The 13,806-nt window shown below is 36.3% G+C and carries 9 protein-coding genes, 2 riboswitches and 1 other annotated feature; of the genes, 6 read left to right on the forward strand and 3 right to left on the reverse strand.

Annotated features, from left to right (window positions below; all coding sequences use genetic code 11):
• The first annotated feature begins 112 nt into the window (after positions 1-112).
• Positions 113-1,849: a polysaccharide deacetylase family protein gene (locus ABH968_RS01670; protein ID WP_370041968.1), complete on the forward strand. Its 1,737-nt coding sequence runs from the start codon at positions 113-115 to the stop codon at positions 1,847-1,849.
• 376 nt (positions 1,850-2,225) lie between these two features.
• Here ABH968_RS01670 and ABH968_RS01675 read toward each other — a convergent pair whose 3' ends face one another.
• On the reverse strand, positions 2,226-2,414 hold the full coding sequence (locus ABH968_RS01675) for a hypothetical protein (RefSeq protein ID WP_370041969.1): 189 nt from the start codon (positions 2,412-2,414) through the stop codon (positions 2,226-2,228).
• A 343-nt stretch (positions 2,415-2,757) separates the two neighbouring features.
• Here ABH968_RS01675 and hpaB point away from each other — a divergent pair, with 343 nt between their 5' ends.
• Positions 2,758-4,194, forward strand: a complete 1,437-nt coding sequence (hpaB, locus tag ABH968_RS01680; RefSeq protein ID WP_370041971.1) for a 4-hydroxyphenylacetate 3-monooxygenase, oxygenase component — start codon at positions 2,758-2,760, stop codon at positions 4,192-4,194.
• A 368-nt stretch (positions 4,195-4,562) separates the two neighbouring features.
• Here hpaB and ABH968_RS01685 read toward each other — a convergent pair whose 3' ends face one another.
• Positions 4,563-5,336, reverse strand: a complete 774-nt coding sequence (locus ABH968_RS01685; RefSeq protein WP_370041973.1) for a magnesium transporter — start codon at positions 5,334-5,336, stop codon at positions 4,563-4,565.
• A gap of 18 nt (positions 5,337-5,354) precedes the next feature.
• Positions 5,355-6,059 carry an MgtC/SapB family protein gene (locus ABH968_RS01690; RefSeq protein WP_370042174.1) on the reverse strand — a complete coding sequence of 235 codons (705 nt, stop codon included), beginning with the start codon at positions 6,057-6,059 and terminating at the stop codon, positions 5,355-5,357.
• A gap of 372 nt (positions 6,060-6,431) precedes the next feature.
• A riboswitch (M-box (ykoK) riboswitch) is annotated at positions 6,432-6,605 on the reverse strand.
• A 771-nt stretch (positions 6,606-7,376) separates the two neighbouring features.
• A riboswitch (M-box (ykoK) riboswitch) is annotated at positions 7,377-7,551 on the forward strand.
• Positions 7,552-7,795: 244 nt separating this feature from the next.
• Here ABH968_RS01690 and ABH968_RS01695 point away from each other — a divergent pair.
• The 4 genes from ABH968_RS01695 to alaS all read left to right on the forward strand — a co-directional run bounded on the left by ABH968_RS01695 (position 7,796) and on the right by alaS (position 13,772).
• Positions 7,796-8,725 carry a magnesium transporter CorA family protein gene (locus ABH968_RS01695; RefSeq protein WP_370041974.1) on the forward strand — a complete coding sequence of 310 codons (930 nt, stop codon included), beginning with the start codon at positions 7,796-7,798 and terminating at the stop codon, positions 8,723-8,725.
• Between the two features lie 21 nt (positions 8,726-8,746).
• Positions 8,747-9,697 carry a magnesium transporter CorA family protein gene (locus ABH968_RS01700; protein WP_370041976.1) on the forward strand — a complete coding sequence of 317 codons (951 nt, stop codon included), beginning with the start codon at positions 8,747-8,749 and terminating at the stop codon, positions 9,695-9,697.
• 38 nt (positions 9,698-9,735) lie between these two features.
• Positions 9,736-10,689 carry a magnesium transporter CorA family protein gene (locus ABH968_RS01705; RefSeq protein ID WP_370041977.1) on the forward strand — a complete coding sequence of 318 codons (954 nt, stop codon included), beginning with the start codon at positions 9,736-9,738 and terminating at the stop codon, positions 10,687-10,689.
• A gap of 98 nt (positions 10,690-10,787) precedes the next feature.
• Positions 10,788-11,001, forward strand: a binding site (T-box leader).
• Between the two features lie 110 nt (positions 11,002-11,111).
• The gene (gene alaS, locus ABH968_RS01710) at positions 11,112-13,772 is read left to right on the forward strand and encodes an alanine--tRNA ligase (RefSeq protein WP_370041979.1); all 2,661 of its coding nucleotides are present in this window, start codon (positions 11,112-11,114) and stop codon (positions 13,770-13,772) included.
• Positions 13,773-13,806 lie beyond the last annotated feature (34 nt).

The raw sequence follows: 13,806 nt of genomic DNA on the forward strand, positions 1-13,806 counted from the left end.
GTTTCAAGGGTTCTGAAACAATAAAAACGGGCACCTCCCCAATAAGCTCTTGGAAAATATGATTTATGAAATTAATTCAACCAATAAACTTTTATTAGTTGGAAATCGTCTAATGATTGAAGTAAAAGATAATAAAAATTTTTATGAGGTGAATATAGTGAAACGCATGCTAGTATTGCTTCTGTTCATGATGCTATTACCTTTTGCAGAAAAAGCATATGCAAATAATACCGTCATCCAAGTGAATGAGGAAGCAACTGTCTTTGATAATCGTTCAGGCTCACTAGTTCAGGTGGGAACATTATCAGCAGGGCAAACTTTTGAAGTAACAAAAGATTATGGAGCCAATTGGTGGCAAATTCGTTGGGGTGGTTATTATGGTTATGTTGAAAAACGTTATACAAAGGTTGTTTCAGCAAAAAACTATAAAAATACAGTCCCAGCTGTTGCTAAAATAAAGGACTATATTGTCCCAACAAGCGTTGCACCGATTTACGATAATACTGGCAATAAACTTGTTCAATTTGCCACATTGTCAGAGGGAGTTCGCTTCCCTATATATAGTAAAATGGGTAGTTGGTATGGAATTGCTGTGAACGGACGCTTAGGGTATGTACATAGTAATTTTGTTGTGGAAGAAAAAGGTCAGGGTACAACAAATACGAATACCACAAAGCCTGTTGAAAAACCAACTACAACTCCTCCTATTAAACAAAATGGCTATATAGAGGCGTTAGAAAACGTAATTCTTTATGATTTCCGCCGTGAAAAAGAAATGGCTATTGCTACGTTAATGAAAGGACAACAGCTAGAGGTTGTAGAATCAATGGATCCAACATATGTTCAAGTTCGTTGGGGAAAATCATATATTTATGCAGAAAAATCAAAGGTGAAATTTTTAAATACTCCTTCGTATAAAAATGTTGGTAAGGACAATACCATGAAAAATGAGTATTTCATCCCTATTTCTGCAAATAGTGAAATTTATGACAAAAAAACAAAAGCGTTACAGCCATTTGCTAAACTAGATACAAATCGCCGTTATCCGATATTGCGGAAAGAAGGGGATTGGTACGTAACAGTACTTGGTGGCCGTGAAGGATATATCCATAGCTCTAAAGTAGCGATTGATCGTGGCGTTCCTGTAATGATGTATCATCATTTTCTAAAAGAGCATGAGCTTGGACGTTTCAAAAATGTAACTACTACGATGACAGATGTTCAATTTGCAAAAGAAATGCAGTATTTAAAAAGTAAAAACTACGAAACCATTTCTGTAGACGAATTCTTGCGTTTCATGCGCAATGAAATAACACTGCCTGCCTACTCAATTGTTTTAACTTTTGATGATGGCCTATTGTCGACACGTGAATATGCGTATCCAGTACTTAAAAACAATGGCTTTAAAGCTACACAATTTTTAATTACTTACCGTAATGAAAATTCGAATGATGAGCAAATTTTTAATTATAATGATTTACAGGCACTTTCACGTCAGGACATGACAAATATGCAAGATGTTTTTGCGTATGGATCACACACTTACAATTTACATGACTTAGTAGGGAATAAAGGCAAAATGCTTCTAATCCCATATCATGAAGTTGTTCAGGATTTACAACGTAGCACAACAATTATTCCAAAGGCTAAAGCTTTTGCTTATCCGTTTGGGCAATATAATGCCAACATCATTAATGCGGTAAAGGAAGCTGGATTCACGATGGCATTTTCAACGAAGCTTGGCTATAACAATCCGTACGATGATGTATATCAAATTAAACGCTTGTCCAGTAATCAACAAACAACATTTATACAATTCCAAAAAATGGTCCTGCCATATGCGCAGTAAAATACAAAACCCGATCAATTCGAATTGATCGGGTTTTGTTGTGTGATTTTTTAACTTCTTTCAGCGGGTGTCCAAACATCCGCTGAAAAGAGGAATAGAGGAACTCAGGCTAAGAACTTCACATCCTGTGAAAACGTCTGAGTGACCAACGTCGTGTTGGCCTAAAGCCTCCGGCGAATGCTACGGAATCGGAAAGGAGTTCTTAGAGGATGTTAGTCTAAAATCATCGCATCCATGCGATAACGGCTAACTGACCTGCATCGGTAAAAACGCCACGTCCTGTGGCATTACCGAAATGACCGACATCGTGTCGGCCCTCACGCAGGCCTAAGCACAAAGCCGATTCCGGACGCAATTATGCCGAGGCATAATTGATTTAGTGGATGCCAACTAGGTGATGTTTAACTACTTCATATGCTTGGCAAACATTTTTAAATTGATCTTTTTCTTTGGCAATCATATCTGAAGCAATAGAAAATAAAAGATTCTCTTCATTATGATCCTCCATTTTATTCATTAAAGCAGCTTCCATTTCCGCCACGTACGTTATGATTTGTTTGTTCATATATATTCTCCTTTAATAAAAAGATGTATTTGATTTAGTTACGAAGCTATCTTACACCTGGATATATAAAAAATCTAGCAATTCTGTACTAGTCGAAGAGGACTTTTTTGTGAATGTGTCACAAAATTGAACTCGTTAAAAAAGTGCTAATTGAAACCGTTTTTATCTAAAGTAACTGAAAAATTGTGCAATAAAGGGGGATTTTCAACTGTATTTATAAAATAGTACAGTTTAGATGATTTGAGATTTTGCTATAATACAGCTGGATAAAGTGGAACCTAATATTAGGAAATTTCATATACTGAAAAAGTATAAAACATTTGTAACGTTTAGGGGTGACTGCATGCCAGTAATTACAGGACAGCAATATATTGACCGTATTGACGCTTTAAAAACATATATTTCGATTGATGGGAAAGTTGTCACAGGGAAGGTGTCGGAGCATCCAGCATTTAAGGGAGTAATGCAAAGTCAGGCAAGGCTTTTTGATTTACAAAATGAAAAGGCGTTGCTTGAGAAGATGACATATGTTTCACCAACGAGTAATAAGCGTGTAGGTATGTCTTTTCTTCAAGCGGTGACAGTCGAAGATCTCGTGAAAAGACGTAATGCAATACGAGAGTGGGCATTATCTAATCATGGCCTTATGGGGAGAAGTCCAGATTACATGAATACGACATTAATGGCTCTGGCATCTGTAGCAGAATATTTGAAAGATAAGCCAAATTGTTTCCCTCAGCATTTATTAAAATTTTATGAGTATGCTCGTGAGAACGATTTGACGATGACACATACATTTATCGAGCCACAAGTAAATCGTCAAAAGTTTTATTTTGAAGATGAAGAGGTTACAATTGCTGCTAAAATTGTAGATAAAACGAGCGAGGGGTTAGTAATTAAAGGTGCGAGATTACTAGCGACACAGGGAGGAATTACAGATGAACTCCTTGTTATATCAACAAATGGTTTTGATGAAGGAAAAGGCTTTGCTTTTTCAATCCCAAGTAATACAAAAGGTTTAAAGTTTTTATGTAGGCAATCATTTGTCGGAGGGGAATCGGTTTTTGATTATCCTTTAAGTAGTCGTTACGAGGAAATGGATGCAATCGTTGTGTTTGATAATGTTGTAGTACCGTGGGAACGCGTCTTTTATTATGAGAATGTGGAAGTTGCCAATAACTTTTTGAACGTAAGTGGTTTTCAAACATATGGTTTACATCAAGTTCTTACACGTCAAATTGTCAAAACAGAATTTGTCTTAGGTGTTGTACAGTCAATTGTAAATACGATAAATATCGGCGAATATCAACATGTGCAGCAAAAGGTTGTAGATATCATCGTGACATTAGAAACGATGAAGGCCTTACTGTTAAAGTCAGAAATTGAAGCAAAAAAAGATGAATTTGGTTTTATAAGACCTGATCTTCCAACAGTACAAGTAGCTATTCAGATGTTCCCTAAAGTATATCCGACCTTTACAGAAATTATCCAGTTACTTGGCGCAAGCGGATTAATGTCCATTCCAAGTGAAAAAGCATTTACAGCGGATGACGGTGATCTTGAGCATTATTTACAGTCTTTTCAGGACGGTGGAGAGGAGCGCGTCAAAAAATTCCGCTTAGCTTGGGATTTAACGATGAGTAGCTTTGGTACAAGACAAACACTGTATGAACGCTTTTTCTTTGGGGATCCAGTCCGTTTAGCCAGCGCACTTTATAATTCTTATAACAGGGAAGAATTAGTTAATCGGGTAGAAAACTTTTTGAAAAATAATAATTAGTTTTGAGGAAGTAACGGTTTAAAATTAATTTAACTTCTTTCAGCGGGTGTCCAAACATCTGTACCTGTCGCTACGCTTTCGGTACAAAAGACATCCGCTGAAATAGAGGAATTCAGTCTAAGAACGCCACGTCCTGTGGCAATTTATCTGTGCGAAAGCGAAGCGACAGCAACACGGTTTTATCTGTGCGAAAGCGAAGCGACAGCAACACGGTTTTATCTGTGCGAAAGCGAAGCGACAGCAACAACAACACACGACTGAGGGACCAACATCGTGTTGCCCTAAAGCCTCCGGACGCAATTATGCCGAGGCATAATTGATACAATTACTTCTCATTGAGTATAATTGCTGTAAAAATATCACTATCTTTATAGATAAGTCAGCACATCATCAAAAGTAACGATTCCAAGGAGTTCATAGTTCTCTGTTACAACAGGAACTGCTAAAAGACCATATTTGCGTATGATTTGTGTTACCTCGGATTGATTTGTATTGGCAGACACTGAAATGATTCCAGAGTTCATAATTTCACCCATTCGACACTCTGGCGGGGAAATTATTAGCTCTCGTAATGATACGACTCCAAGCAATTGTTTATTGGTATCTGTAACATATAAGTAATAAAAAGTTTCTGCATCTGCTTCATTATGCTTTAGGCGTTCAAACACATCAATTACTAAATCATCTTTTGCAACTATTACTACGTCTGTTGTCATCAAGGCTCCCACTGACCCTTTTTCGTATTGAAGTAATTGCTTAATATCATCGGCTTCATCTTTTTCCATACGTTCTAAATAAAAATCCGCTTCTTTATATGATAGTAGCCCCAAGAAATCTGTGGCGTCATCTGGAGGTAATTCATTTAACATCTCCACTGCAAATGGACGGTCAAGCTCTATAATACATTTTTTCTGCATGGATGGATCTAGCTCGCTAAAAATTTCTCCAAATTCACAAGGAGTTAAAAAAGAATAAATTGTGAAGCGTCTTTCCTCACTAAGTTCTATAAAAAATGTTGCTTGATCCATAGGGTGTAAATCTAGAAAATCCTTTCGAAAAAAATCTTTTTTTCCAGACTTTAAAGATTGCAACATGTAGTATGTGTACTCTTCTTTATATTTATATTGATGTAGTCTAATCATTATTGACGCTCCTTTCTATTATAAATTCTCAATTTCGACACTCAGGACGTGATCAATCTTTTTGACATAATAATAAATCTCCGTCGTATATTGATCTTCTGGTACCGAAAGAATTAAGTCAATTAATTGGTGATCGTTATCAATATCTTTGAGCTTGAAATGCCGAATTTTATACTCATATTTTTTTGAAGATCCATTTTGCCCTCTATGCTTAATCATTTTAATTAATTCTGTCATACGATAATTCGATTCCACGATAATCTTTAATGAAATATCCTGTCGGTTAAGTGTTGATAGACCTAATGTTTTAATGAAAAAGGGCACAATGTTGACTGCCACTATCAAAAGGATGACAGCACATGTTGCCTCTATATAAAACCCCGCCCCGATAGAAATTCCAAGGGCAGAAGCTGACCAGATTAGCGCAGCGGAAGTAAGACCAGAAATCACCTCGTTACTTCTTCGTAAAATAACACCAGCACCAATGAAACCAACTCCACTTACAATCTGCGCAGCAAGTCTCATCGGATCCATATTCGGATGATTGGCACCTCCAAATTTTCCGAATGCTTCTATGGAGACAATGGTTAATAAACAGCTGGCAATACAGATGACCATACTAGGTCTCATGCCAAGTTGTTTTTGTTTAATCTGTCTATCAATCCCAATCAATAATCCGAATAGTAAAGCTAGGCTTAACTTGATTATCATTTCTACTGTCATTATCATCGTCAATCACCTCTTCAGTTCTTTTTATAGAATGCCACTAAAATAAAAATAATATAAAAAAGCTCCCGTAAAAAAGGGAGCTTCTTGCTTAGAATGTATCTTGTTCGACGTACACATCAAATAAACCTATCTTGGTAAACGCCAATTTTGCGGGAAATTCATAATTGGGTTTTTGAAGAAAGGGACATATGCGGACTGAACGCAAAAACGCTGCCTTTTGCCATATTCGGATTATTTAAAAATATGAAATGCCATATCGAATAACTATCCATCACATGTTCCCCCTTTTTTAGTCAAATAAAATAAAAAAACCCTCTAACGATTTAGAGGGGGTGAAAAGCGCACAAAAAAACAAAAAAAGTACGTTCGATTCCCCTTAATCGAGTTTTAGCACTATACACCGTAAAGAAATGTAATCATTTCTTAGCCACCTTAAGAAAAGCCTTAATTCGGCAATTCCTGTTCTACCCATGGGTATCTTTCGATATTTCTGGGCAGTGGCCTATGTTTGCATAGGAGCCTCACCTAACGAGGACATATAGTTTTCAAGTGAATTGTACTCCGAATAATTTTGGTTGTCAACAACTGTTCAAAATAAAAAATCTTAAAATGGCCTCATATGTGGGGGGCCGTTCATTGGGGCAAAACGATATTGGCCACGAAGGCATATCTCAGGACGTTATATCTTTAACCTTCGTTCCCCTACTGGCTAGCTCCCTTTCCAATCAACTTTTTATTACATAATACCCCAAACTTTTGTTGATGCGCCTTATTTTTATGCTTACAATTTTTACTTAATCAAATTTGGGATTAGAAGTTTTTCGAATTTAAAAATTAATAAATTGGTACTTTACGATAGTCAATAGCTTCTGTAAAAGTTGTTTAGGCCTTTTTCATAATACGTAAGTTTTTTGTATTTAAACTGCTGAATAAAAAATTTAAAGAGGATCAATACAAAAATCTATGAAAGTACATAGAGTGGAGAGAGGCAAGTGCTTCTGTTTCTCTGCTTAAGTTACGGAGCAAAGATTACTGGAATCTTTTTAGTAATATGAGAGTGCTAACGTTTCTTATTGCTTGAAATAAACAGCTTAAAAGAACCGAGAAAGAGTTTAATAGAGTAAAAATTACGAATGGTCTTTATCTGTTGTGTTTGAAAAAATCTTTTCGTAACAACTGCAAATTTTAAGGGGAAGACTACTCTATTTATTTCTCATTTCGTACAGATATTCGTAATAAAAAAACACCTTAAAAATATTTTTAGACTCTTGACAAATTGGAAAATACGGATTACGATTGCGAGGAAATTAAATAAAACCTCGTTAGGTGAGGCTCCTATACAAACATAGGCCACTGCCCAGAAATATCGAAAGATGCCCATGGGTAGAACAGGAACTGCCGGATTAAGGCTTTTTTTAAGGTGGCTAAGAGATAAATTCATCTCTTTACGGTGTATAGTGCTAAAACTCGACTAGGGGGAATCGAAAGTGCTTTTTTGTGCTGCTTTATTTTTGTGCACTTTTTTATACCCTCTAGGACTCCTAGAGGGTTTTTTAATTTCCGAAAAGAACCTTATAATGCCATATCGATTAAATCCTTTTAGCAGGGAAATAAGAGTTCATTTTTAGAAAGGGGGGGGTCAAAATGGAGAGTCCGAGTCCGACCGATGGAGATAGTAGGAGTAAAAAACTTAAATCTGTTTTAATTCAGCAGATTAGGAGGACGATTCAATGCTTAAAATCTATAAAAGAAGCCAAGAAGGGCTACTGGAAGAACAGCCTAAGGTCGTTCAGGGTAGCTGTGTATGTCTCACTGAACCATCCGAAGAGGATATACAGTATGTTGCTAATCGACTTGAAGTACCAAGTGACTTTATCTGTGACTCCCTTGATATTGATGAACGATCACGAATAGAAAAAAGCGGAAATGATTTATTACTGATTGTCAATGTACCCTTAAAAATGCCAAATGGTGAAACTATACCATATAGGACAATTCCAATCGGCATTATTCAAACAAGTGAAGTAATTGTAATAATTTGTCGCGTTAATCATCCGATTTTACAGGAATTTAGCAAAATTCTCGATAAGAATTTTAATAACAATATAAACGTATCTTTTATTTTACAATTGTTCCTTGTTTCGGCCCGTTATTGTTTACGATGCCTTGATGATATTAATCAAAAAGTTATTGTATCTGAAAAATTAATACAAAAATCAATCAAGAACAGTGAAGTGTATACTTTACTCAATATAAATAAGAGCCTTGTTTATTTCATAAAGGCGTTAACAGTAAATCTTGTAATGATGAGGAAATTGTCAAGAGTACTTGAAATGAATGAAGAAGATGAAAAACGGATGCAAGACACTCTTAATGAGATGCAACAAGCTCTTGATACATCAAAAATTTACAACGAAAATTTAGGTAATATGATGGATGCATATTCTGCGGCGATTGAAATTAACCTTAGTGTTGTAGTGAAAGTTTTAACTGCATTTACGATTATCTTGACGTTTCCGACGATGGTCGCAACAATTTATGGGATGAATTTCCCATTACCGAAGCAAGATGGTGCATATGCATTAGCAGTACTAATGTCAATCTCTGCAGTCATTAGCTTGTTGACGGGTTGGGTATTTTATAAAAAACGGCTATTTTAGAAGAGAAAGTGAGGGAAAAAGATGCTTACGATATATCAAAGTAATTCAATAGGTCAATTACAACAGGTATCTGATATTGTTCATAACACGTTGCTCTATCTTGTGGATCCGACAGATGCTGAAATTTCTCAAATTTCAAATAAACTTAATGTTCCGAAAGATTTTATTCGTGATTCTTTAGACATCAATGAGCGACCTCGGATTGAAAAAGAGGATTCGTCAATGGTCATTATTCTTAATTCTCCTGTTGTGATAAATGAGGAACGTTTGTATGAGGAAATCCCTTATCGTACGTTACCAATTGGGATTATTCATGTAAAGGACCATTTAATAATTGTCACAAAAGAAGACAATCCATTATGTAGAGACATATTTTCAGGAAAGTATGGAACATTTCAAACGCATATGAAGACTCGAATAACATTACTTCTATTTGAAGCGATTGCTCAATCGTATCTCGATTTTCTCAAGCGTATAAAAGCGCAGGTTGGACGATTACAGCGAGAATTAAAAGAATCACATAACAATCGAGAGCTTTTTGGTCTGATTCATATTAATAAAAGTTTAGTATATTTTTCAACATCTTTACGAGCTATGCGCAATGTTTTTTTACACCTTTCCAAAGGGCAAGATATAAAGCTATATGAAGAAGATCAACAAATGTTGCATAATGCGCTAGTAGATATTGAACAAGCAGCGGAAGTAACAGAAATGCGAAGCCTTAGTTTAAGTGGTCTTATGGATGCGTACGCAGCAATCACTCATAATAATCTGAATAGTGTTTTGAAAATACTGACTACTCTTACGCTTGTACTAATGATTCCGACTATAATTGGAAGTATTTTCTCGATGAACGTCCCATTGCCTTATGAAGATCAGCCATTCATGTTCTTAGTAGTTATTGGACTAATGGTAGGAATCAGTGGAAGTCTCTTCTACGTATTTTACAAATCAAAATTTTTGCGTTTCTAATATATTCAGATAGTACGTAAGAAAGGTTGTGCTATAAAATGCTTTTAATAAACAAAAGTACTTCAGAAGGTAAGTTTGAACAGGTATCAAAAATTGGTTATAACAGCTGGCTTCATCTTGAAGCACCAACAACAAGTGAAATTGAACATGTAGAGGCAGCTCTTGGTGTTCCAAACAATTTTTTAACGGATTCACTTGATATAGAAGAACGCCCGCGAATTGAAGAGCGCAACGGAGCGATCTTGATTGTTATTCATGTCCCATACGATCAATTAGATGTCGAAAGTTCTGATCAAGACGTGAAGTATCGGACAATTCCAATGGGTATCATACACACAAAAAATCATATGCTTACGATTTGTAGAGAAGAGCTACCTTTTATGAAGGATTTCTTTAACGGCGAAATGACTCTCTGTGAGACACATATGAAAACGCGCAACACTTTAAATATATTAAGTATAACGGCTCGAGCATATATTCGTTTTTTAGCTACAATTGAACGGGAAATCACTTTAGCAGAAAAAGAACTTGCTAAGTCATATCGTAATAGTGAGATGTATACACTCCTTAACTTAAACGAAAGTCTTATATATATGGTAACTTCTCTTAAACAAATGAAATTTACGATGCAAAAAATATTACATGGTAGCTCTATCAAATTAGACGAAGACGATGCAAGTGTTTTAGACGACGTGCTTATTGAATTAGATCAGGCATATGAAGTGACGGAAATTAATCAAACTAATTTAAATAATATTATGGATGCATATGGTAACGTAATTCAAAACAACGTAAGCCAAGTTCTTAAATTACTCGCTTCATTTACAATCATATTATCGGTGCCGATGTTAATTGCCAGTATTTATGGAATGAATGTGCCTATACCATATCAAGATACATCAAATATATTTTGGATAGTGATTGTCGTTATGATCTTGTTAACAGGATTGTCTACCTTCGTTTTTTACAAAAAAAATTATTTCTCTCGATAACATATATCATTAATAAAATTGAGCTTAGTTATGTTTAGCAATTATAGTGCCAATTGACAGAAGAAAATATTTTTTTTATAATTCTCGTTAGAAAATAGTAAAAAACGATGATGGAATAAGTACGTATTTGTGCGTGTAAAAGAAAGGGATTTCTTGGCTGAAAAAATCCTCACAATAGCAAATACCGAAAGCTACTCCAGAGTGCAGTTAATCCCTGCCGTTCACTTACGTTACAAGTGCTAAAGAGGTAAGTATATTTTTACTTACAACTAGGGTGGTACCGCGAGACAAACACAAGTCCTCGTCCCTTTTTTGGGATGGGGGCTTTTTTATGTCTATCTGCGCGAAAGCTTACGCTGAAGCAAAATTGATTTGCGGACTCATTTCGTATTTTACAAAACATATTGGGAGGAACTTTTCATATGAAAGCAGTAGAAATTCGCCGCATGTATTTAGAATTCTTTAAAGAAAAAGGTCATCATCATGAGCCATCAGCACCACTTGTGCCAATCAATGACCCATCATTACTTTGGATTAACTCAGGTGTTGCAACACTTAAACCATATTTCGATGGTCGTATCATTCCTGACAATCCACGTATTACAAATGCCCAAAAATCAATTCGTACAAATGATATTGAAAACGTAGGTAAAACGGCTCGACACCATACGTTTTTTGAAATGCTAGGTAACTTCTCGATTGGGGATTACTTCAAAAAAGAAGCTATTCATTTTGCTTGGGAATTCTTAACGGATAAAAAATGGATGGGCTTTGATCCAGAGCTTTTATCTATTACTATCCATCCTGAGGACCAAGAAGCGTATGACGTTTGGCATAACGAAATTGGTATTCCTGAAGAGCGTTTAATCCGACTTGAGGGGAACTTCTGGGATATCGGTGAAGGTCCATCTGGTCCTAACTCAGAAATTTTTTATGATCGTGGGGAAGAATACGGTTCAGATGAAAATGATCCAGAAATGTATCCAGGTGGTGAAAATGAACGCTATCTTGAAATTTGGAACTTAGTGTTCTCTCAATTCAACCATAATCCTGATGGCACATATACACCACTTCCAAAACAAAATATTGATACTGGTATGGGTCTTGAGCGTATCGTATCAGTTGTTCAAAATGTTCCAACGAACTTTGATACTGATTTATTCATGCCTATTATTGTAAAAATCGAGCAATTAGCAAATCGCAAATACAAACGTCCAGGTGAAGTAGCACTAAGTGAAATCTTCGGTTCAGAAGAAGATATCAATACACCATTTAAAGTTATCGCGGACCATATCCGTACAGTGGCGTTTGCCATTGGTGATGGTGCTCTTCCTTCAAATGAAGGTCGTGGTTATGTATTACGACGTTTACTACGTCGTGCTGTGCGCTATGCAAAACAAATCGGCATTGAAAAGCCATTTATGTTTGAATTAGTACCAACTGTTGGTGAAATTATGAATGATTTCTACCCAGAAGTAACGGAAAAATGCGAGTTTATCCAACGTGTTATTAAAAATGAAGAAATTCGCTTCCATGAAACATTAGACGGTGGTCTTGCTATTTTTAATGATGTAGTAGAGGCTCAAAAAGCAGCTGGTCATGACTATATTCCAGGTGCAGATGCATTCCGTTTATATGATACTTATGGTTTCCCAATCGAATTAACAGAAGAGTATGCGGAAGAAGTAGGCATGAAGGTAGACCATGAAGGCTTTGAAGCAGCAATGGAAGAACAACGTGAACGCGCACGTGCAGCTCGTCAAGATGTGGATTCTATGCAAGTACAAAATGAAGTACTAGCAAACTTGACGGTTGCGAGTGAATTTGTAGGTTATAATACATTAACGACTGACACAGAAATTGCAGCGATAATTGTCAACGGCCAAGTATCAAAGGTAGCATCTGAAGGGCAAGAAGCACTAGTTATTTTAGCTAAAACACCATTCTATGCTGAAATGGGTGGTCAAATTGCGGATAGCGGTGTTATTTCTAATGATAACTTTACTGCCATTGTAAAAGATGTACAAAAAGCTCCAAATGGTCAGCCGCTTCATACTGTACTTGTAGAATCTGGCGAAATGCATGTTGAAGATGCTGTAAAAGCAGTAGTTAACCGTGAAGAACGTAATTTAATTATTAAAAACCATACAGCAACACATATTATGCAACGTGCGCTAAAAGATGTACTGGGCGACCATGTTAGCCAAGCCGGATCATATGTAGGTCCTGATCGTTTACGTTTTGACTTCTCTCACTTCGGACAAGTGACAAAAGAGGAATTACAACAAATTGAACGTATTGTAAATGAAAAAGTGTGGGATGATATAGAGGTCGTTATTGAAGAAAAAGGCATCGAAGAAGCGAAAGCTATGGGAGCAATGGCGCTATTCGGTGAGAAATATGGCGATATCGTTCGTGTTGTTTCAATTGGTGACTACTCTATTGAGCTTTGCGGTGGTATTCACGTAAAACGTTCTTCTGAAATTGGCTTCTTCAAAATTGTTTCAGAAGGTGGTATCGGTGCAGGTACACGTCGTATCGAGGCTGTGACAGGTAAAGTTGCTTATGAAGCAGTAAAAGAGGAAGAAGCTTTATTAAACGAAGCAGCAGCATTATTAAAAGCAAATCCAAAAGATATTGTGACAAAAGTACATGCATTACAAGCTGACTATAAAGATTTACAACGCGAGAATGAGGCGTTATCACAAAAAATCGCGAATGCACAAGCAGGCGCTATTGTGGACGCAGCGCAAACTTTTGGGGATGTAACTGTTTTATCTACTAAAGTTGAGGCGAAAGACAATAATCAACTGCGTCAAATGATGGATGACTTGAAAGTTAAAATGCCTAAAGCTATTATCGTTCTTGGTGCTATCGATGGCGAAAAGGTTATGCTATGTGCTGGTGTAACAAAAGATTTAGTTGGTGGCAATTACCACGCAGGAAATATCGTAAAAATGGTAGCAGAAGCATGTGGTGGTAAAGGTGGCGGTCGTCCGGATATGGCGATGGCAGGTGCAAAAGATGCATCAAAACTTGATGAAGCACTACTTTCTGTGTATGATTATATTAAATCTATTTAATTAATCCGCCAAAACATGTTATAATAAAGAGAAA

Source organism: Lysinibacillus sp. RC79 (genome assembly GCF_041262405.1).
Taxonomy (GTDB): Bacteria; Bacillota; Bacilli; order Bacillales_A; family Planococcaceae; genus Lysinibacillus.

Coding starts and splice junctions, on each gene's coding strand:
- hpaB (WP_370041971.1), top strand. CDS start 2,758: ATGCCAGTAATTACAGGACAGCAATATATTGACCGTATTGACGCTTTA.
- ABH968_RS01690 (WP_370042174.1), bottom strand. CDS start 6,059: ATGACAGTAGAAATGATAATCAAGTTAAGCCTAGCTTTACTATTCGGA.
- ABH968_RS01695 (WP_370041974.1), top strand. CDS start 7,796: ATGCTTAAAATCTATAAAAGAAGCCAAGAAGGGCTACTGGAAGAACAG.
- ABH968_RS01705 (WP_370041977.1), top strand. CDS start 9,736: ATGCTTTTAATAAACAAAAGTACTTCAGAAGGTAAGTTTGAACAGGTA.
- ABH968_RS01685 (WP_370041973.1), bottom strand. CDS start 5,336: ATGATTAGACTACATCAATATAAATATAAAGAAGAGTACACATACTAC.
- ABH968_RS01675 (WP_370041969.1), bottom strand. CDS start 2,414: ATGAACAAACAAATCATAACGTACGTGGCGGAAATGGAAGCTGCTTTA.
- ABH968_RS01700 (WP_370041976.1), top strand. CDS start 8,747: ATGCTTACGATATATCAAAGTAATTCAATAGGTCAATTACAACAGGTA.
- alaS (WP_370041979.1), top strand. CDS start 11,112: ATGAAAGCAGTAGAAATTCGCCGCATGTATTTAGAATTCTTTAAAGAA.
- ABH968_RS01670 (WP_370041968.1), top strand. CDS start 113: ATGATTGAAGTAAAAGATAATAAAAATTTTTATGAGGTGAATATAGTG.